The organism is Paraburkholderia sp. GAS32 (assembly GCF_050434225.1).
In the GTDB taxonomy this organism is placed as follows: domain Bacteria; phylum Pseudomonadota; class Gammaproteobacteria; order Burkholderiales; family Burkholderiaceae; genus Paraburkholderia; species Paraburkholderia madseniana.
The window spans coordinates 1-18729 of the sequence record NZ_JBNPVS010000016.1 but is presented as its reverse complement, the minus strand read 5'-3'; the positions used below and the strand labels follow the sequence as shown (position 1 = coordinate 18729).

Genomic DNA, 18729 nt, shown 5'->3' with positions numbered 1-18729 from the left:
TGTAGAACATCGTTCAGAAAATAGCATGGAGCGTCAATTGAAAATACTGGTCGCGGTGAAGCGTGTTATCGATTACAACGTGAAGCCCCGGGTCAAATCCGACGGCTCCGGCGTCGATCTGGTCAACGTGAAGATGGCCATGAATCCGTTCGATGAAATCGCGGTGGAGGAGGCGGTACGGCTAAAAGAGGCAGGGGTTGCCGCCGAGATCGTCGTGATTTCAGCCGGCACCGCGCAGTCGCAGGAAGTCTTGCGCACCGCGCTTGCCATGGGTGCCGACCGGGCGATCCTGATCGAGACCTCAGCCGAGCTGCAGCCGTTGGCCGTTGCGAAACTCATGGCAGCGATCGTCGAACGGGAAGCACCGCAACTGGTGCTGCTCGGCAAGCAGGCCATCGATAACGATGCCGGTCAGACGGGGCAGAAACTCGCCGGACTGCTCGGTTGGCCGCAAGCCACCTTCGCCTTCAAGACGGAAATCGCGGACGGCGTGCTGACCGTGACGCGCGAAATCGACGGCGGGCTCGAACGCGTCGCGCTCGATCTGCCCGCCGTTGTCACCACGGATCTGCGTCTGAATAGTCCGCGCTATGTGACGCTGCCCAACATCATGAAAGCGAAAAAGAAGCCGCTCGACACGCTGACGCCTGAAGCACTCGGTGTGGATGTTGCGCCACGTCTTGCGGTACTCGAAGTCACCGAACCGGCGGCGCGCAAGAGCGGGATGATGGTGCCCGACATCGCGACGTTGATCGAAAAACTTCGCAACGAAGCCAAGGTGATCTGACTATGTCCATCCTCGTTATTGCTGAACACGACAATGCGACGCTCCATCGCGCGACGCTCAACGCCGTTACTGCCGCAACGCAGATCGGCGGTGAGGTTCATCTGCTGGTAGCCGGCCATGAAGCAGCGGGAGCCGCGGCCGATGCAGCGAAAGTCAGCGGAGTCAGCAAGGTATTGCACGTAGACGCTGCCGCGTACGCGCATCCACTTCCTGAAAATCTCGCGCTGCTGGTGCTGTCGCTTGCTCAGTCGTATAGCCATCTGATTGCCGCAGCCACGGCCGTCGGCAAAAACTTCATGCCGCGCGTCGCAGCGTTGCTCGATTGTGCGCAGATTTCCGAAGTCGTCGCCATCAAGGCGGCCGATACGTTTGTGCGGCCGATCTATGCCGGCAATGCGCTCGCCACCGTCAGGTCGGCCGATCCGCTGAAGGTGTTGACGGTGCGCACGACCGCCTTCGATGCCGCACCATTGCAGGGCAACGCGCCGGTCGAGTCGGCGCCGGCCGCGCCAGCTTATGAGCGGGCACGTTTCGTCGACCAGCAGTTGACCCGATCGAGCCGGCCCGAACTGGCGGCCGCCAGCGTCGTGGTTTCAGGCGGCCGCGGAATGCAGAATGGCGATAACTTCAGATTGCTCGACGCGCTCGCCGACAAACTCGGTGCGGCAGTGGGCGCATCGCGCGCCGCGGTGGACGCTGGATTCGCGCCGAACGACTATCAGGTCGGGCAAACGGGCAAGATCGTCGCGCCGCAGCTTTATATCGCAGTCGGCATTTCCGGCGCGATCCAGCATCTGGCCGGGATGAAAGATTCGAAGGTCATCGTCGCGATCAATAAGGACAGCGAGGCGCCGATTTTCCAGGTTGCCGACTACGGCCTCGCCGCCGATCTTTTTGAGGCCGTACCGGCGCTGACAGCGGCACTGGGCTGACGTTGGACCGGATTGACAAGGTTCTCACCGTCAGCCTAGTATTTTGAACGGTGTTCATATATACCGACTGATGCGTCACCTGGCCCCGATGGGCGGTGAGCCGGCGAGAAGAAACCAGAATCGGTGCGCGAGCCGACGAAACCATGAAGGAGATATCAATGCGTGACACGAATTCCGGTTCGGGTGAGCATCCGGTCCGCCTCGATTTTGTCCCCAAGGATAGCTACCTGTCGAAGCAGTTCCTCGACCAGGAAACGCGCAACCTGTGGCCGCGCGTGTGGCAGGTGGCATGCCGGCTCGAGGAGATTCCCGCGGTAGGCGACTATGTCACGTTCGATGTAATCGGTGAGTCGATCATCGTGGTGCGCACGGCGGCCGACCGGATCAAAGCCTACTACAACGTTTGCCAGCATCGTGGCCGGCGTCTGACCAATGGTTGCGGCAAGGCGGCAAAGTTTCATTGCAACTTCCACGGCTGGCAGTGGAATCTTGACGGCAGCATCGCACGCGTGCTCGATCGCGGCGATTGGGAAGGCTGCCCCGACATGGCCGACAGCGATCTGCGGCTGCAGGAAGTGCGGGTGGACACGTGGGGTGGATTCGTATTTATCAACATGGATCCCGACGCGGAACCGCTCGCTAAATTTCTCGAACCGGTACCTGAAATCACGGACTGCTTCGAGTTTGAAAAGATGCGCTACCGCTGGTACAAGTCGATCCGGCTGCCGTGCAACTGGAAGGTCGCGCTGGAGGCGTTCAACGAGGGCTATCACGTCTCGGCCACGCACCCGCAACTCCTCGATGTCGCCGGCGACGATGTGACTCGCAGCTTTCCTTATGGACGCCACGGCATGTTCGGTTACGCGACGGCCACGCGCTTTATCGGCGCCCCCTCACCGCGTACCGGCAAGCCGATGCCCGAAGACGTGCGACAAGGCCTGGTCAATTTCTTCAAGGTGATGGAAGACACGCTGAAGGCGATCAACTCGGCGCGCGACTACGAAGCTTCCAAACGTCTGCTGACCGAGATGGCGCCGAGCGGCAACCAGTTCGAGGTGCTGGCGAAGGCCATGGAGTTCCAGCGCGAAGCGGCCGTGGCCGAAGGGGCGGGCTGGCCTGACATCTCGTTCGAGCAGATGGGACGTGCGGGCGCCGACTGGCACGTGTTCCCGAATCTGATTTTCCTGCCTTACCCCGACGGTGCGCTGTTCTACCGCGCGCGGCCCGACGGCGACAATCCGGATTCCTGCATTTACGACATCTGGTCGCTGGTTCGCTATGCGCCGGGTGCGGAGCCACCGCTAAAGCGCGAGATCTACCACGGCGTCGACGACTGGAAGCAGAACGCAATCGAGAATTTCGGTCTGATCCTTTGGCAGGACTTTCAGAACATGACGAATGTGCAGCAAGGTATGAAATCGCGGGGTTTCAAGGGGTCGCGCACAAACCCGCTTCAGGAGACGTCTGTGTCCAATTTCCACCGCGCATTGCGGGAATTCATTGCGCAAGGGGATTGAGCATGGCTGTCTGGGATGCAAGCTATGACTTCGTCGTGGTTGGCAGCGGCGGCGGTTCGATGTGCGCTGCACTTGCGTGCAAGACCGCAGGCAAAGAGGCGCTCATCCTTGAGAAGCAGGGCAAAGTAGGCGGCTCAACGGGGTATTCCGGCGGCGTCTGGTGGTTGCCGAACAATCACGTGATGAAGCGCCACGGCGTGAATGACTCCTACGAACGTGCGCGACAATATTTCGATGCCGCGGTCGCCTATCAGGGCCCCGGAACATCGCCGGCACGTCGTGAGGCGTATTTGCGCACGGGCCCGAAGATGGCCGAGTTCCTCGAACAGCAGGGTATGCAGTTTGTCTATGCGGACGGCTGGTCGGACTACTACGACACGCTGCCGGGCGGTGAGCCGCGTGGCCGCTCGCTGCTGGCCAAACTGTTCGACATCAGGGAACTGGGCGAGTGGGCGCCGAAGCTTTCGCGATACAAGGGCCCGTCGATCCCGGCCAACTCCAATGAGTTTACCGAGTTGTTCCTGCTAAAGCGCACGTGGGGTGGCAAACGCAAGGCAATGCAGCTCGCGGGCCGCATGCTGTATCAGAAGATCACAGGTAAAGAGCTGGTTTCGAACGGTGCCGCGCTTCAGGGGCGCATGCTGCAAATGGCGCTGCGTGCCGATATTCCTATCTGGACCGATACGCCTGTGGGCGAGTTGATCGTTGAGGACGGCCGTGTCACGGGGGTGGTCGCGATCCGCAACGGGCGCGAAATGCGCGTGCACGCGCGCGAGGGCGTGCTGTTGAACGCCGGCGGCTTTTCACATAACGCCGAAATGCGCCGCAAATATCAGCCGCAACCGTCGTCGAGCAACTGGACGAACGCCAATCCGGGCGACACCGGCGAAGTGCTGGAAGCCGCTGTGGGTCTCGGCGCAGCCGTCGATTGCATGGAAGAGGCGTGGTGGGTCGTGACTTCGCTCGGTCCCAATGAGACGTTGCCCGAGGGTGCGCGCGCGCCGGACGGCTCGCCGCTGCCCTTCATGCACCACCTCGATCTGTCGCTGCCGTTTTCGATCATGGTCGACCAGGACGGCCAGCGCTTTTGCGACGAAGCCGGCGCCTACATGGAGATCGGGCAACGCATGTACCGGCGTCAGAAGGAGACGGGTAAAGCCGTTCCCGCGTGGGTCGTAATGGACAGCCGTCAGCGCAAGTATTACCCCTGGGGTTCGGCGATGCAGGGGCAGATTCCGCAGCAATGGCTCGATAGCGGCTACATGATCAAGGCCGGATCGATCGAAGAGCTGGCGGCGAAATGCGGTATCGACGCTGCAGGCTTACAGGAGACCGTGACGCGTTTCAACGGTTTCTGCGCGGCGGGGGTGGACAGCGATTACGGACGCGGCTCGCGAGCCTTCGACCGCTGTCACGGCGACCCGACGATCAAGCCGAATCCGAATCTCGGTCCGATCGAACAGGCGCCGTTTTACGCGGTCCGTATGTACCCCGGCGACGTCGGCACGGCCGGTGGGCTCGTGACGGACGAGTACGCCCGCGTGCTGAAAGAAGACGGGTCGCTGATTCCAGGGCTCTACGCGACGGGCAACTGCACGGCGTCCGTGGTGGGCCGCTGCTATCCGGGCGCGGGCAGCAGCATTGGCGCGTCGTTCGTATTCGGTTACATCGCCGCGCTGCATGCCAGCGGCGCCCAAACGATCTGGTGATCGAAGGAGAGCTTCGCATGAAAGTCCAGCAACCGCCCAGCAGTGAAGTGCTGATCGATATCTATCGGCGGATGACACTCATCAAGCAGAACGACGAGCGTTTTCGTGCAGTGATCAAGTCCGGCAAGCTGGTCATGCCTTATTACTCGCCGCGCGGCCAGGAGGCGATTCCTTCCGCGGTGTCCGTCTGCCTGAGCAATGACGACTACATCTGCACGATCTATCGCGGCGTGCATGACATGATCGCCAAGGGTGTGCCGCTCAAGGATCTCTGGGCCGAACTCGGGGGGCGTGTCACCGGCACCTGCAAAGGCAAGGGCGGCCCGATGCATGTGACCCATCCTGCGTCCGGCGTGATGGTAACCACCGGCATTGTGGGCAGTTCGATGCCCATCGCGAACGGCCTGGCTCTTGCCGCGCAGATCCGGGGTGAACCGCGCGTGGCTGTCGCCTATTTCGGCGACGGCGCGGCCAATATCGGCGCTTTTCACGAGTCGCTGAATATGGCGTCGGTCTGGAAACTGCCGGTTGTTTTCGTCTGCCAGAACAACGGCTATGCCGAACACACGAAATACGCATACGGGACGTCAGTGCCGAACATCGCGCAACGCGCGGTGGCGTATCAGATGCCCGGCATCACGGTTGACGGCAACGATCCCATCGCGATGCATCGGGTGGCGCGCGAGGCCATCGAACGGGCCCGCGACGGCGGTGGCCCCACGCTGATCGAAGCGAATACGTTTCGCTTCTACGGCCACGTGTTCGGCGATCCGGATGCCTACATGGACGAGCATGAGAAAGCGGCGTGGATGGCGAAAGATCCGGTGCCGCTGTTCCGCGCATGGTTGATCGCGGCGAAACATGCAACTGAAGCGCAACTGGCGGAGATGGAAGCAGCGCACAACGCCGAAATCGATGCGGCAGTCGAGTTCGCGCTGACGAGCGCCTATCCTGAGGTCGCCGAACTGCGGCGCGACATCTTCAAAGACGAGGTGCCGGCATGAACCAGACACAGACTGACATCAATACGATTCAGGCGGTCAACCTCGCGCTTGACGATGCGATGGCCGCCGATGCCAACGTCATTGTGCTCGGCGAGGACGTGGCCGACGGCCAGGAGGGCGGCATTGTCGGTGTGACCAAAGGGCTGTCGTCGAAATATGGCACATCGCGTGTCAGATCCACGCCCATTTCGGAGCAGGCCATCATCGGGGCGGCGATCGGCGCGGCAATCGTCGGCATGCGTCCGGTAGCCGAGATCATGCTGATGAACTTTACGACGGTCGCGATGGACATGATCGTCAATCACGCGGCGAAGTTGCGCTTCATGTCGGGCGGCCAGACGCATGTGCCGCTTGTGATCCGCACGATGACCGGCGCCGGCTTCGGTACCGGTGGCCAGCACGCCGACTATCTGGAGGCGTGGTTCGCGCACGTCGCGGGCATCAAGGTGGTCGCGCCGTCCACGCCCGCGGATGCCTATGGGCTGATGCTTTCTTGTATCGAAGATGACGACCCGTGCCTCTTCATCGAGAACCTGCCGAGCTACTGGAACCCGGGCAAGGCGCCGGAGCGTGGTGTGCGCATTCCGCTTGGCAAGGCCAACGTGGTGCGCGACGGCACGGACGTGACGGTTATCACCTATAGCCGCCGCGTGCACGACGTGATGGCCGTGGCGGCCCAGCTCGGTACGACCGGAATCTCGTGCGAAGTGATCGACCTGCGCACGATCTCCCCGCTTGATATGGATACGATCCTGACCTCGGTGGCCAAAACGGGCCGCGCCGTTGTCGTGCACGAAGCGGTCAAGCCGTTCGGTGTCGGCGCGGAAATAGCCTCGCGCATTTATGAATCGCTGTTTCGGTCGCTCAAGGCGCCCGTGCAGCGGGTCGGCTCGCAGTTTTGCCCGGTGCCGTTTTCGAAGCCGCTCGAAGACGCCTTTGTACCGGGCGCGGCGCAGATCGAGGCCGCGATTCGCGCAACGCTCGACGACACGGGTTCGCGAGCCGTATCCGGACTTTAATCATCCTGAAGAGTGCACTTATGACCACACAGGTTTTGCTTCCGAAGCTGGGCTTTTCGATGAACGAAGGCACGCTGACCGAATGGCTCCTGGAGGACGGCGCGACAGTTGCCGAAGGCCAGGCCCTCTATGCGCTGGAGAGCGACAAATCGGTGCAGGAGGTCGAGTCGCCGGCGTCGGGAACGCTGCGGATCGTCGCCCAGATAGGCGAGGTGTATCCGGTCGGCACGGTACTGGCGGAAATCGTCTGAGCCGGCACCCGGTATCCGTCACTCGTCATTCATCATTCATCCTGGTCGAAACAGTCTAGCGAGGCATCTGCAATGAGCGTCGAATCCGTTTCCTCCCCAGCACCCGCTGCAGCGCCTGCCGCGGCGACCGGTCCGGCGCAAGCCGGGATCGGTGCGCATCTGCCGCCATGGCCGCAGGTCGATTTCGCCGAGTTCGGCGAGATCGAGGTCAAGCCGGTTTCCCGCATCCAGAAGCTGACCGGTGCATTTTTGTCGCGTAACTGGCTGACGATTCCGCACGTGACCCATCAGGATGACGCGGATATCACGAACCTCGAGGTTTTTCGCAAGGCATACAACGACGGCGGCGCGACGATGAAGCTGACGCCGCTGGTGTTCCTCATCAAGGCGGCCGTGCGCGCGCTGCAGGCGTTTCCGCAGTTCAATGCTTCGCTGGATGGCGACGGCAAGAACCTAGTGCTGAAGAAGTACTTTCACATCGGCGTGGCGGTGGATACACGTTTCGGCCTGCTGGTGCCGGTGCTGCGCGATTGCGACAAAAAGAGCATTCTGGAGCTGGCGGCGGAACTGACGGCGGTGTCGTCGAAGGCGCGAGAGAAAGGTCTTTCGATGGCGGAGATGTCGGGCGGCTGCTTTTCGATCAGTTCGCTCGGAGGGATTGGCGGTACGGGTTTCACGCCGATCATCAACGCCCCCGAAGTGGCAATTCTCGGGGTGACGAAAACCCGGCTGATGCCGCAAGCCTCAGACGATGGCGGCGTGGACTGGCGCAAGACGCTGCCGCTTTCGCTGAGCTACGACCACCGGGTCATCAACGGTGCGGATGCGGCGCGCTTTACGGCCTTGATTGCCACGCTGCTCGCCGACCCTCAGGCACTTGCAGCCTGAACCGCAGACACCCAACCGACAACGACAGGATCGAGATGAAAACGCTTGGGGAGATGATAGAGCGCAATGCGCGTTTCCATGCGGACAGGGAAGCGTTGGTGTTTGGCGACCGGCGTGTGACTCATGGCGAGATGGCGGAGCGCGCTCGCCGTTTCTCTGATGCGTTGTATCGGCAAGGGTTGCGTCGGCAGGACCGGGTCGCGGTGCTGGCGATGAATTGCGCCGAGTACTACGAGACCTACCGTGCCTGCGAATGGGCCGGCTTTCTGCTCGCCACCGTCAACTTCCGCCTGGCGCCTGCGGAAATCCTGCACATCGTGAAGGACGCGGCACCGAAAGCGCTTGTCTTCGAAGCGCAATATGCTGCGCTGGTGGACGCCCTGCGTCCGCAGTTGCCCGATGTTGAATGTTATATCTGCATCGGCGACGCGCCGTCATGGGCGACATCATTCGAATCCGCGATGGAAGCCGGCTCGCCTGACGGGCCGCCGATTCGCTCGCGACCCGACGACTTCGCGTATCTGATCTACACGAGCGGCACAACCGGGCACCCGAAGGGGGTAGTCCGCACGCATCGCGCGATGTGCGCCACGGCGGATAGCTGTGCGCTGGTCACCGAATTTTCCGGACACTCGAGGGTGCTGCAGACCACACCGGCGTTTCACGTGGGCGGCATTGGCTTTGTGAACGCGGTTGCGTGGCTGGGCGGAACGACCGTACTGCATCGCAGTTTCGAGCCGAAGGCGATGCTGGAGACGATCCAGGCCGAGCGCATCACGTTCACGTTCCTTGTCTCCGCCATGCTGCAGGCCTTGCTCGATATACCCGAATTGTCCTCGTACGATCTGTCGAGTATCGAGAACATCACAACGGCAGCCGCGCCGGTGCCGGTGCCGCTCCTCAAGCGCGGCATCGAAGTGCTGGGCCCGGTGTTCTCGGTCCAGTATGGCATGACCGAGAGCAACGCCTGCTGGCTGCCGTCTCATGAAGTGCGGCCAGATGGCACAGCGGAAGAAGTCCGGCGTCTGGCGTCGGTCGGCCATCCCTGTCCCGGGATCGAACTGCGCATTGTGGACGATAGCGGCCTTGACCTGCCGCAGGGCCAGACCGGCGAAGTGTGGCTGCGCTCGGCGACTCAACTGAGCGGATACTGGAACAACAGCGTGGCGACGATCGACGCCTTGCGCGACGGCTGGTATCGCAGCGGCGACATGGGCTTTCAGGACAGCAGCGGTTATGTCTTCCTGGTGGACCGCAAGAAGGACATGATTATCTCGGGCGGCGAAAACATCTACAGCCGCGAAGTGGAGAACGCCCTGCTGCAGCATCCGTTCGTGATCGACGCGGCAGTGATCGGCGCACCCCATGAAAAATGGGGTGAATGCGTGAAGGCCATCGTTGTGCTCCGGCCGGGCGAGACGGTACAGGAGGCTGAACTGATCGCGTTTTGCCGCGAGCTGATCGCCGGCTACAAATGCCCGAAATCGGTTGAATTCGTCGACGAGCTCCCGCGGCTGCCTACCGGAAAGATCAGCAAGGTTGTATTGCGCCAGCGGTTCGGCCGCTGAACGCGTGGCAGCCATGCCGCCTACTTCGAATGAGAGTGAATCATGAGCAAATGGCTCCAAAGCACGGAATGCGTTCAATTCGAGGTCGCCGAGCGCGTGGCGCGAATCACGCTGAATCGTCCGGACAAACGCAATGCGATTAATGGTGTCCTGCTGCGCGAGCTGAAAGAGGCGCTGCTCGAGGCGGACGATCTGAAGTCGGTGAACGTGATCGTCTTGCGTGGCGCCGGCAAGGACTTCTGCGCCGGTTATGACCTCGTCACCACCTATTCGGATCGCGCGGCGGAGCAGGTCGATCCGGGGGAATACCGGGGCACGGTACGAAGCTTCGATGACGACTGCTGGTCGATGGAACGGCAGGCGGAAACTGTGAACATCATGGCGGACGTGCACAAGCCGATCATCGCGCAGGTTCACGGCAACTGCCTTGCGGGCGGCACCGACCTCGCGCTGGCCTGCGACATGGTGCTGGCCGCGGACAACGCGCGGATCGGCTTTCCCGCGACGCGCGCCAACGGCTCGCCGCCGGCGCACATGTGGTTCTATCACGTGGGGCCACAGTGGGCGAAACGCCTGTTGCTGTCCGGGGATTCGCTCACCGGCCGCGATGCGGCAAAGATCGGTCTCGTGATGGACGCCGTACCCGCGGAAGAACTTGAAGCCGAGGTTGCGGAACTCGCGCGTCGGCTGTCGTTCGTCGACGCCGATCTGCTCTCCGCGAACAAACGGATTGTGAATCTCGGGCTTGAACTGGCGGGCGCACGCACGCTGCAACGCCTTGCTGTCGAGAACGACGCGCGTGCCCATCAGAGCCAGGGCCCACGGCGTGCGCAATTCAAGGCGGATATGGAAGCCAATGGCCTGAAGGAAGCGCTCAAGCGCCGCGACGAGCCTTTCGGGGACGGCGTGATCAAGCTGCGTGCACGCGGCGAATGAAACGTCCCTGCACCATGCGGGGGACCCGGAGCCATCCGGCTGACTCACTTAAGACATGAAAACCATGGATGTCGAACTTTCAGTGAAGGACGCGGTTGCCACGCTCTGTCTGAATCGTCCGGAGAAGCTCAACGCGTTGACGCCGGACATGCTGAGCATGCTGATCGAGCATCTTGATCGCATCGAACGTGATCCGGAAATCCGTGCGGTCATTCTGACGGGCGCAGGGCGGGCCTTTTGCGCCGGTGCCGATATCAAGGGCAGTGGCGCGGCGCCGCCGCCGATGAGCGTGTCGCACGCGCGCCAATCGATGGCGGTTTATCAGCAGGTTGCCTTGAAGCTCTACAACCTCAATAAGCCGGTGGTCGCGGCGGTGCGAGGTGTCGCGGTCGGCATTGCCTGGAGTTTTGCGCTGTGCGCCGACCAGCTTCTGGTGTCGGACACGGCGCAGTTCATTCCGGCCTTTCTGATGCGCGCAACCTTGCCCGAAGGCGGCATGGTGCATCTGCTTGCCCGCCACTGCGGAGAATTTCGCGCGAAGGAGATCATGTATCTCAATCGCAGGCTGACCGGACAGGAGGCGTTCGAGGCGGGACTGGCAAGCCGTGTCGTCGAGGACGCGGGCCTCATGGATGCCGCCAAAGCGCTCGCCGCCGAACTGGCGGCCATGCCGACGTTCTCGATCGGACTGACCAAACAACTCTTCCGCCTGAACGCCGGCAGCATGGAAGAGTTCCTCGTGCACGAGTTGAATTCCGTTGCGCTCGCGGTGAATTCCGACGATGCCGCCGAGGGACGGGTCGCCGCGCGGGAAAAACGCACCCCCTCCTTCAAGGGGCACTAGGTCGATTGAATAACCGGCGCAAGCGGGCGGCGGCCGCGAGACAGTGCGACCTTCGGTGGACGCGCGCATGGGGACATAGCAGGAGGAATCAGGCATGCACTTCGAGTACACCCCGGAGGACGAAGCGTTTCGTCAGGAAGTCCGGCAGTTTTTCAGGGAGCAGTTGCCCGCCGCGATTGCGCATCGCTGGACGATCGGGGCGCATCCTCCGTTGAAGGAAGACATTCGTACGTGGCAGCGTATTCTGCATCAGCGCGGGTGGGGCGCACCACATTGGCCGGTGGAACACGGCGGCACCGGCTGGGCAGCCTTTCGCAAGCATATCTTCATGGAAGAGCTGTACAACGCGGACGCGATGGACTACGGCTGGCAGGCAACCCACATGGTGGCGCCCGTCATCATCGCGTTCGGCTCGGACTGGCAGAAGAAGCGTTTTCTACCCGCCATTCTTTCCGGGGACGAGTTCTGGTGTCAGGGTTTTTCGGAGCCGAATGCGGGCTCGGACCTGGCGGGTCTCAAGACCACCGCGGTCCTTGACGGTGACGAATATGTGATCAACGGTCAGAAGATCTGGACCAGCGACGCCTCGATTGCCGAATGGGGCTTCTTCCTCGTCAAGACGGACACGACGGTCAAGCCGCAGCGCGGCATCTCGTTTCTGCTCGTCAAAATGGATACGCCTGGGATCACCGTGCGCCCGATCGTTTCGATCGAAGGCGGAACGGGCCTGAACGAGGTCTTTCTCGAGAACGTTCGCGTGCCACGCACACACCTGGTTGGCGAGGCGGGCATGGGTTGGACTTACGCGAAATATCTGCTCGAAAAGGAGCGCACCACCAGCGCGTTTCTCTATTTCAACAAACGGGAATTGCAGCGCGCCAAAAGCATCGCCGAAAGGGAAATGGTGGACGGCGTGCGTCTGATCGACACTGCAGAATTTGCCCGCAAGCTGGCGTCGGTCGAAGTGGATCTGCTGGCGCTCGAATGGTCGGTGTTACGAATCCTGGCCGAGGAAAGGAGCACGCGCAATCTCGACGCGGTGGTGTCGGCGCTCAAGATCAGTGGCTCGGAGATGCAGCAGCGCGTCACGGAGCTGCAGATTGATGCGCTCGGTCCGCGCAGCATGCGGTTCCAGCAGCACGATGACTGGCGCTTCGACGATCCGTTAGCCGACGACGATGACGCATGGCCCGGCTACGTGGCAGGCCGCACGACCGGCTACCTCATCGGCCGCGCGTCGACCATTTACGGCGGTGCGCGGGAGGTGCAGAAAAACATTATTGCCCGTCTCGCCTTTGGACTTTGACCATGGACTTCAACCTCTCCGAAGAACAATTGATGCTGAAGGACGGCGTGGACCGGTTCATTCAGCAGGAGTATGGATTCGAAACGCGCCGCGAGATTGCCGCAAGCGAAGAGGGTTTTAGCCGCGCGCGCTGGCAGGACTATGCTGACCTCGGCTGGCTCGGCCTGATGCTGCCTGAGGATGTCGGCGGTCTTGCCTGCTCGTTTGTCGAAACTGCCATTGTGATGGAAGCATTCGGGCGCGGCATGGTGCTCGAGCCTTTCGTGCAAACCGCGCTTCTGTGTTCGGCCATCATTGACCGTAGCGGCTCGGATGCCAAACGGCAGGCGCTCCTGCCGGCAGTGATCGAAGGCCGGCTGCTGCTCGCGCTGGCCGACAGCGAAGCGGGCTCACGGTTCAAGCTGGGCTGCGGTGATCGTACAGTCGCACGCAAGACGGCTGCTGGCTATTTGCTGAGCGGAGCCAAGACGCTGGTGATGGCGGGCGGTTCGGCGGACCAGTTGCTGGTGACCGCGCGCCTGAACGAGCAAGCGGAAGACGTCGCGATTTTCGTGCTGGACCGCCGTGCGGCGGGCGTGACCTGCCGGACATATCGTCTGCTCGATGGAACTTGTGCCGCGGACATTGAGTTTCGCGACGTCGAACTGGATGCGTCCTCGTTGCTGGTTGCCTCCGATCGCGCCCGCGAAGTGCTCGAGGTGGCGACCGGACTCGCTACGCTAGCGAGCGTAGCCGAGATGCTCGGCGTGATGGAAGCCGTGATGGACATCACCGCCGAATACATCAAGGCTCGCGTGCAGTTTGGTCAGCCGATCGGCAAATTTCAGGCGCTGCAGCATCGTATGGCCGAAATGTTTGTCGCCGTGCAGGAGACCCGCTCGATACTCTACTGCGGCATCGCGCACCTGGATCGGCCGGCAACGGAACGCAGCCGCGTCATCTCGGCGGGCAAGGCGGTCGCCGGCCGGGCAAGCCGTTTCGTCTGTGCGCAGGGTATTCAGCTGCATGGTGGTATGGGGATCACCGAGGAATATCAGGTCGGCCATTACTTCCGCAAGATGACGATGATGGAAAAGCTGTTCGGCGACATCGACTTTCACCTCGCGCGCTTCGCCGCGCCGCATTGAATCGGGCCACGTGTCCAATCAGAAGGAATAGCGCTTATGTTACGAGTCAAAGACAGGATCGCCATCGTCACGGGCGCGGCGTCCGGTATCGGTGCGGCGTGTGCCGCGATGCTGGCTGCTGAAGGCGGGCGGGTGGTCGTGGCGGACCGGGATTTCGACGGCGCCGTGGCGCAGGCCCAGCGTATCGAGCAGCAGGGCGGCCGGGCGATTGCCGCGCGGGTCGATATCGGCGACGAGGCATCAATAGCGGCGTTGTTTGCGCTTACCGTCGAAACCTGGGGCGGCCTTGACGTGCTGCACAACAATGCGGCGGCCACCTCGCTGTCGAGCACCGTCGATGCCGCCGTAGAAGCCGTCGATGTCTCTGTCTGGGACGACACGATGCGCATCAACCTGCGCGGCACCATGCTGGCGTCACGTTATGCCATCCCGCTGATGCGGGCGCGCGGAGGCGGCTCGATCATCAATACGTCGTCGGGCGCGGCTCAGGCCGGTGCGCTCGGCTATAGCGCTTACGGTGTGTGCAAGGCGGGCATCGAAGCATTGACGCGTTACGTGGCCGCTCAGCACGGCAAAGAGGGCATTCGCTGCAACGCAATTGCGCCCGGCCTGATCGTGACGCCGGCAACAATAGGCCATTACGCGGGACCCGTGGGTGAGATGATGCTGAGCCATCATCTCACCCCGCGCCTCGGGAAGCCGGAAGACGTGGCACATGCGGTGGTCTACCTGGCGTCCGATGAGGCCGCTTTTGTCACCGGGCAAATCATCAACGTGGACGGTGGGCTGCTGTCGCATCAACCGTACTACGCCGATGAAATTCGCGCCCGCACCGCTGGCGGTGTGACGGTCGGCGCGAAGAGGACGACATGACCATCGATGCCGATCTGCTTGCTCGAATCGACCGTATCGAGGCGCAACTGGCGATCCAGCAATTGCCCATGCGCTACGCGCTTGCCGTCGATTCGCGCGATCTGGACAGCCTTATCGCGCTCTTTACCGACGACGTGAATTGCGGGCGGTGGGGTGTAGGGCGTGCCGCGCTGAAAACATTCTATGGGTCGGAGCATATCCTGCGCAGCTTCTACCGCAGCATTCACCAGATCTGCGGACATGCGATCGACCTGGTCGATGCAGATCATGCGACAGGTCAGGTGTATTGCCGCGCCGAGCATGAGGACAATGGTCATTGGGTGGTCATGGCGATCTGCTATTTTGACCACTACGTACGGCGCGAGGGGACGTGGTATTTCGAACGCCGCGACGAACGCCACTGGTATTCGACCGACTGGCTGGAGCGCCCGGGGACGCCGCGTTTACAGAACTGGCCCGGCAAGTACGAGAGCGACAAATACCAGCCGCGCCTGCCACAGTCGTTTCCGACCTGGGCGTCTTTCTGGGAGGCGGTTGAACCGGCCGCGATCGGTGTGCTGACGCGTTCGCCCTGATTCACTCCACTTCACAAAGCGGCGAAGGGCTGGTGATGGTGGACAGCGCAAGCGCGCCCACCGCACCGCTTTCAGGCCGCGCCGGGCAGGCGAACCACCAGACCGTCGAGTTCCGGCGTGACATTGATCTGACACGTCAGGCGGCTGTTTTCCCGCACGTCCATCGCGCACGTCAGCATGTCGATCTCATACGGCTCGGCGGGCGGCATGTGGTTGACCCACGCTTCGTCGACGTATGCATGACAGGTCGCGCAGCTGCAACTGCCGCCGCAATCCCCCAGAATCCCCGGCACCTGGTGACTGACGGCGGTTTGCATGACGGATTCGCCGATGTTGGCCGTCGCAGTGGTTTCATGGCCGTCCGGTTGAACGAATCGAATGATGGGCATGATGTAGCTGGAGTGAATATGATCAATCAGGCTGCGGGGAGCAGGCTTTTGAGCGGGATCGAATCGTCTGCGAGGTCGGTGGCGCGCACTGGAATCTTCTCGCCGACGAAACGCTTGGCCAGCATGAATTCCTGCGGACGGCTAACGGTGTCGGCCGCAAGCATCACGCCATCTTTCAGATAAAACGCGGAGAACGAACGGCTTTCAGGCGCACCGCGCATGACAAGTTCGTCATAACCCTGCGACAGGCCGACCATCTTCAGTTTCAGGTCATATTGATCGGACCAGAACCACGGCACACTGTTGTAGACGCGCTCCTTGCCACACAGCGTGGCCGCTGCCGTGCGCGCCTGCTCCATGGCATTGGGCACGGACTCCAGCCGCAAGCGCCGCCCCAGAAGTCCGTTGGGGTGGTTGGTGCAGTCGCCGATGGCGAAGATGTCAGGGTCGGACGTGCGGGTGTGCTCATCCACCACGATGCCGTTATCCACGGCGAGACCCGCTGCGCTGGCCAGTTCCGTGGCGGGTTGCAAGCCGACACCGACGATGACGAGATCGGCGGGAATGCGGGAACCGTCAGCACAGACCACGGCTGCGACCGCATCGCCGGATGCATCCAGTTCGAAGCTGCTGACCGCCGTGCTGGTGCGCACATCGACGCCGGCTTCGCGATGCACCCGTTCATAGAACGCAGAAAGCTCCGGCGCCGTGACTCTGGCGAGCACGCGAGGTAATGCTTCGAGAACGGTCACGTGCAGCCCTCGCTTCACTGCAACAGCCGCGACTTCGAGGCCGATGTACCCGCCGCCAATGATGACGAGGCGTGCCCCCTTATGGAACTGCATGCGGATGCGTGCGACGTGGTCGAGCGTGCGCAGGTAGTGAAAGTTCGGTTGCTTTTCGATCGCTTCGATGCCCGGCGATGCGAGCCTGCGAGCATGGCCACCCGTCGCGATTACGAGCTTCGAATAACCGATCTCGCGACCGTCCGACAGGGTCACCACATGCGTCGCGCGGTCGATGCGCTCGGCCCGGGTATTAGGAATGAATTCGATCCGGGCCTTGTCGTAAGTGGCCTTCGGTTTTAAATAAAGCTGTTCCGCGCTGAGTTCGCCCGATAGAAAAGCCTTCGACAATGGCGGGCGTTGATACGGCAGATGCGGCTCCTCTCCGATCAGCACGATGCGGCCCGTCCAGCCCTGATCCCGGATGCTGGTTGCACACTCGCCCGCTGCGTGGCCGGCACCGACAATCAGTGCGATGTCCTCTGGGGTTGCTGCAGTGCTCATAAACGCTCACTCCCGTCCCGTGTGACTATCGTGCGGACTGCGACGCACTGGCGACAATTGTTATTTTTGAATGACATTCTCAATTGTGAACGCCATTCGGACGGGCTGTCAACTCTCGGGTTCCCTATCGGCCACCCCGTTCCCGTTCGCGTTTCGGGACGGGAAATTCTTATTGCACAAAAACATTAAATCGAACATAGTTCGAATATTAGAACTCAATTTGGGGTCTGCGTGAACACCTCGGTTTGCAACTGTCGCGGGTGGCGATCCGCAACATCTGCACTGCACATCATTGGACTTGTCCGTCACGCCGACGATGATTTCCGGCAACACGAACGGCCCGATGATGGCCATGGCATGGCGCGCAGCCGATCTGATTATGGCGGACGCACGATGACATGGCGTGATGCGTATTGCGAACGTGACGCGAACCTGCATACGCGAAATTTTGATCAGGGACTGATGGCATGAACTTGACGGCGCAAGCCTCGAACATCACTGCGATCGTCCAGCAGGCGCTCGACCATGCGACTCGCGAGGGCGGCGAAATCGGCGTCCAGGCGGCGGCCTATCTGGATGGCAAGCTGGTCGTAGATGCATGGAGCGGGGTGGCGGATCAGGCGACGGGACGTCTTGTGGATGGCGAAACACTGTTCAACGTCTACTCAGTCACGAAGGCCGTGGCGGCGACCGCGCTGCACATTCTGGCCGATCGGAGCCACATCGACTACGACGCACCCGTTACACGCTACTGGCCCGAATACGGTGCGCACGGCAAGGCGCGCACGACGGTTCGAGACGTGCTGACCCATCGTGCGTGCGTGCCGCAGATGCCCGGCGGCGTCACGCCCGAACGGATGTGCGACTGGCAGTGGATGACCACGGCGATTGCCGACCTGAAACCGTTGGCGGAGCCGGGAACGAAAACACTCTATCTGTCGATGACCTTCGGCTGGATCATCGGCGAGTTGGTACGTCGGGCGGATCCGGAAGGGCGCTCGCTGGGACGCTTCGTGCGCGAGGAAATCGCAGCGCCTCTCGGCATCGCTGACCTCTGGATCGGTATCCCCGATGAAGTCGAGCCACGTATCGCGAAGCTCACTTACGCAATGGTGCCGGTGGAATATCTGCCGCCGCTGTTCCTCGCCTCGATGCCTGAGCAGGTCGCGCTGAATCCAACGGTGTTCGAGCGGGCCGATGTGCGCCGCGCGGAAGTGGCGGGGGTTGGCGGCATATTCAACGCACGCAGCGAAGCGCGCTTCTGGGCGATGCTTGCGGGCGGCGGTGAGCTTGACGGTGTGCGGTTGCTGTCGAAAGAGCTCGTCGCGACGCTGAATACGCCGCGGGCGAACAGCGAAGAACCTGACCCGGTGATGTTCGGGTTTCCGATTCCGATCACCATCGGTGGGTTCTGGTTCGGCGGCGCTCATCCGCCGGTGACCGCCGTTCAATCGCCGCGCGCCTTATGCCATCCGGGGCAGGGCAACTCGATTGGCTGGGCCGATCCGGATACCGGTCTGGCCGTTGCGATTTGCCACAACAAGATGTTTAATCCGACTTCGCCCGAGGAAGACCCTCTGCTGCCCGTCGCGCGGGCGATCCGCGAAGCATTGAATCTGGACTAGTACCTTTGCACAGAGGTTATGACGGTTTGTCAGAGGTCGGTACTGGGTAGGCTTTGGCCAATTTTTCCCGGGCCCTTTCGGTAGAGAACA

18 protein-coding genes are annotated in these 18729 nt (G+C 61.8%); 16 read left to right on the top strand and 2 right to left on the bottom strand.

Annotated elements, in window-relative coordinates; all coding sequences use genetic code 11:
- Nucleotides 1-37: 37 nt before the first annotated feature.
- From P3T25_RS20145 to P3T25_RS20075, 15 genes are all read left to right on the top strand, one after another.
- Entirely contained in the window at nt 38-787 is a 750-nt protein-coding gene (locus P3T25_RS20145; RefSeq protein WP_429358780.1) for an electron transfer flavoprotein subunit beta/FixA family protein, read from the top strand.
- Nucleotides 788-789: 2 nt separating this feature from the next.
- Nucleotides 790-1719 carry an electron transfer flavoprotein subunit alpha/FixB family protein gene (locus tag P3T25_RS20140; RefSeq protein ID WP_429358779.1) on the top strand — a complete coding sequence of 310 codons (930 nt, stop codon included), beginning with the start codon at nt 790-792 and terminating at the stop codon, nt 1717-1719.
- Between the two features lie 158 nt (nt 1720-1877).
- On the top strand, nt 1878-3236 hold the full coding sequence (locus P3T25_RS20135; RefSeq protein WP_429358778.1) for an aromatic ring-hydroxylating oxygenase subunit alpha: 1359 nt from the start codon (nt 1878-1880) through the stop codon (nt 3234-3236).
- 2 nt (nt 3237-3238) lie between these two features.
- Nucleotides 3239-4945: an FAD-binding protein gene (locus tag P3T25_RS20130; protein ID WP_429358777.1), complete on the top strand. Its 1707-nt coding sequence runs from the start codon at nt 3239-3241 to the stop codon at nt 4943-4945.
- Nucleotides 4946-4962: 17 nt separating this feature from the next.
- Entirely contained in the window at nt 4963-5949 is a 987-nt protein-coding gene (locus tag P3T25_RS20125) for a thiamine pyrophosphate-dependent dehydrogenase E1 component subunit alpha (RefSeq protein ID WP_429358776.1), read from the top strand.
- Entirely contained in the window at nt 5946-6968 is a 1023-nt protein-coding gene (locus tag P3T25_RS20120) for an alpha-ketoacid dehydrogenase subunit beta (RefSeq protein WP_171926207.1), read from the top strand. The genes P3T25_RS20125 and P3T25_RS20120 overlap by 4 nt, the downstream gene beginning before the upstream one ends.
- A gap of 20 nt (nt 6969-6988) precedes the next feature.
- Complete coding sequence (locus P3T25_RS20115; protein WP_154558364.1) at nt 6989-7219, top strand: biotin/lipoyl-containing protein; 231 nt, start codon at nt 6989-6991, stop codon at nt 7217-7219.
- A gap of 72 nt (nt 7220-7291) precedes the next feature.
- A complete protein-coding gene (locus P3T25_RS20110) occupies nt 7292-8107 on the top strand; it encodes a 2-oxo acid dehydrogenase subunit E2 (protein WP_429358775.1) in 816 nt (271 codons plus the stop codon).
- Nucleotides 8108-8142: 35 nt separating this feature from the next.
- Complete coding sequence (locus P3T25_RS20105; RefSeq protein WP_429358774.1) at nt 8143-9675, top strand: class I adenylate-forming enzyme family protein; 1533 nt, start codon at nt 8143-8145, stop codon at nt 9673-9675.
- Nucleotides 9676-9717: 42 nt separating this feature from the next.
- On the top strand, nt 9718-10611 hold the full coding sequence (locus P3T25_RS20100) for a crotonase/enoyl-CoA hydratase family protein (RefSeq protein ID WP_429358773.1): 894 nt from the start codon (nt 9718-9720) through the stop codon (nt 10609-10611).
- A 55-nt stretch (nt 10612-10666) separates the two neighbouring features.
- The gene (locus P3T25_RS20095) at nt 10667-11455 is read left to right on the top strand and encodes an enoyl-CoA hydratase/isomerase family protein (RefSeq protein WP_308102506.1); all 789 of its coding nucleotides are present in this window, start codon (nt 10667-10669) and stop codon (nt 11453-11455) included.
- A 94-nt stretch (nt 11456-11549) separates the two neighbouring features.
- Entirely contained in the window at nt 11550-12761 is a 1212-nt protein-coding gene (locus tag P3T25_RS20090) for an acyl-CoA dehydrogenase family protein (protein ID WP_429358772.1), read from the top strand.
- A gap of 2 nt (nt 12762-12763) precedes the next feature.
- Nucleotides 12764-13888 (top strand): acyl-CoA dehydrogenase family protein, encoded by a 1125-nt coding sequence (locus P3T25_RS20085; RefSeq protein WP_429358771.1) that lies wholly within the window; start codon nt 12764-12766, stop codon nt 13886-13888.
- Nucleotides 13889-13924: 36 nt separating this feature from the next.
- Nucleotides 13925-14761, top strand: a complete 837-nt coding sequence (locus P3T25_RS20080; protein ID WP_154558371.1) for an SDR family oxidoreductase — start codon at nt 13925-13927, stop codon at nt 14759-14761.
- On the top strand, nt 14758-15336 hold the full coding sequence (locus P3T25_RS20075) for a nuclear transport factor 2 family protein (protein WP_429358770.1): 579 nt from the start codon (nt 14758-14760) through the stop codon (nt 15334-15336). Before P3T25_RS20080 ends, P3T25_RS20075 begins: the two co-directional genes overlap by 4 nt.
- 71 nt (nt 15337-15407) lie before the next feature.
- Here the strand turns inward: P3T25_RS20075 and P3T25_RS20070 are convergent, their stop codons facing one another.
- Together P3T25_RS20070 and P3T25_RS20065 are read right to left on the bottom strand one after the other, a co-directional pair.
- Entirely contained in the window at nt 15408-15725 is a 318-nt protein-coding gene (locus P3T25_RS20070; protein ID WP_171926215.1) for a 2Fe-2S iron-sulfur cluster-binding protein, read from the bottom strand.
- Between the two features lie 26 nt (nt 15726-15751).
- Nucleotides 15752-17014, bottom strand: a complete 1263-nt coding sequence (locus tag P3T25_RS20065; protein ID WP_429358769.1) for an NAD(P)/FAD-dependent oxidoreductase — start codon at nt 17012-17014, stop codon at nt 15752-15754.
- A 467-nt stretch (nt 17015-17481) separates the two neighbouring features.
- Between P3T25_RS20065 and P3T25_RS20060 the strand changes: the two genes are divergently transcribed.
- Nucleotides 17482-18639 (top strand): serine hydrolase domain-containing protein, encoded by a 1158-nt coding sequence (locus P3T25_RS20060; protein ID WP_429358768.1) that lies wholly within the window; start codon nt 17482-17484, stop codon nt 18637-18639.
- Nucleotides 18640-18729 lie beyond the last annotated feature (90 nt).

What these genes read in the sequence shown, in the direction of transcription:
- P3T25_RS20140 (WP_429358779.1), top strand. Translation starts at nt 790, where the DNA reads ATGTCCATCCTCGTTATTGCTGAACACGACAATGCGACGCTCCATCGC.
- P3T25_RS20135 (WP_429358778.1), top strand. Translation starts at nt 1,878, where the DNA reads ATGCGTGACACGAATTCCGGTTCGGGTGAGCATCCGGTCCGCCTCGAT.
- P3T25_RS20130 (WP_429358777.1), top strand. Translation starts at nt 3,239, where the DNA reads ATGGCTGTCTGGGATGCAAGCTATGACTTCGTCGTGGTTGGCAGCGGC.
- P3T25_RS20125 (WP_429358776.1), top strand. Translation starts at nt 4,963, where the DNA reads ATGAAAGTCCAGCAACCGCCCAGCAGTGAAGTGCTGATCGATATCTAT.
- P3T25_RS20120 (WP_171926207.1), top strand. Translation starts at nt 5,946, where the DNA reads ATGAACCAGACACAGACTGACATCAATACGATTCAGGCGGTCAACCTC.
- P3T25_RS20115 (WP_154558364.1), top strand. Translation starts at nt 6,989, where the DNA reads ATGACCACACAGGTTTTGCTTCCGAAGCTGGGCTTTTCGATGAACGAA.
- P3T25_RS20110 (WP_429358775.1), top strand. Translation starts at nt 7,292, where the DNA reads ATGAGCGTCGAATCCGTTTCCTCCCCAGCACCCGCTGCAGCGCCTGCC.
- P3T25_RS20105 (WP_429358774.1), top strand. Translation starts at nt 8,143, where the DNA reads ATGAAAACGCTTGGGGAGATGATAGAGCGCAATGCGCGTTTCCATGCG.
- P3T25_RS20100 (WP_429358773.1), top strand. Translation starts at nt 9,718, where the DNA reads ATGAGCAAATGGCTCCAAAGCACGGAATGCGTTCAATTCGAGGTCGCC.
- P3T25_RS20095 (WP_308102506.1), top strand. Translation starts at nt 10,667, where the DNA reads ATGAAAACCATGGATGTCGAACTTTCAGTGAAGGACGCGGTTGCCACG.
- P3T25_RS20090 (WP_429358772.1), top strand. Translation starts at nt 11,550, where the DNA reads ATGCACTTCGAGTACACCCCGGAGGACGAAGCGTTTCGTCAGGAAGTC.
- P3T25_RS20085 (WP_429358771.1), top strand. Translation starts at nt 12,764, where the DNA reads ATGGACTTCAACCTCTCCGAAGAACAATTGATGCTGAAGGACGGCGTG.
- P3T25_RS20080 (WP_154558371.1), top strand. Translation starts at nt 13,925, where the DNA reads ATGTTACGAGTCAAAGACAGGATCGCCATCGTCACGGGCGCGGCGTCC.
- P3T25_RS20075 (WP_429358770.1), top strand. Translation starts at nt 14,758, where the DNA reads ATGACCATCGATGCCGATCTGCTTGCTCGAATCGACCGTATCGAGGCG.
- P3T25_RS20070 (WP_171926215.1), bottom strand. Translation starts at nt 15,725, where the DNA reads ATGCCCATCATTCGATTCGTTCAACCGGACGGCCATGAAACCACTGCG.
- P3T25_RS20065 (WP_429358769.1), bottom strand. Translation starts at nt 17,014, where the DNA reads ATGAGCACTGCAGCAACCCCAGAGGACATCGCACTGATTGTCGGTGCC.
- P3T25_RS20060 (WP_429358768.1), top strand. Translation starts at nt 17,482, where the DNA reads ATGAACTTGACGGCGCAAGCCTCGAACATCACTGCGATCGTCCAGCAG.